A 522-nucleotide genomic window follows, 5' to 3' on the forward strand; every position below is an offset into this window, starting at 1 on the left:
AGTGCTCGATCGTATCCTCCTGTAGTCTCACAGCAGAAGAGCATGGTGTCGGTCTTGACTCCTCGACCAGCGTTCTTCTTGCTCCAAGAGACAAGGCTCCGGAACCCCTTAGGGTTGTTTTCTACAGTGGTGTAGGCGAGCTGCTGCTCGCTGTCTGATTCTGATTCGTAGCGAATCAGGGTGGCATCCAGTTTTTCTTTGGAAACGTCGATGCCGATAAAGTGATATTTCATAACTTTGTATCTGATTATTGATAAGGGCCAGCTAGGCTACATTAGGCTATTACTTTAATTAGGCTCTGAGCCTCACTTTCTAATAAGTCTCAAGTAGCTGAACTCCAGAGGGTCTCTAACAGACCTTAGGCTCGAAGCCTCGTAGGGACGATAGATTACCCTCTGGTTGCTGTCCTTACCTCACTACAACAAAGGTAAGAACAACCCGTTCAACTGACCTAATCTCGGGTCGATTTCTTTTCACTCTGCAAAGTTAAAGCTCTTCCTAAGCATCAAAAAAATATCCACG

Annotated in this window: 1 pseudogene; it reads right to left on the minus strand. The window is 46.0% G+C overall.

What is annotated here, in order from left to right:
* A pseudogene (locus PORUE0001_RS02210) lies at positions 1–233 on the minus strand (IS110 family transposase); the annotation flags it as partial.
* Between the last annotated feature and the right edge of the window lie 289 nt (positions 234–522).

Origin of the sequence: Porphyromonas uenonis 60-3 (assembly GCF_000174775.1) — a bacterium.
GTDB lineage: Bacteria > Bacteroidota > Bacteroidia > Bacteroidales > Porphyromonadaceae > Porphyromonas > Porphyromonas uenonis_A.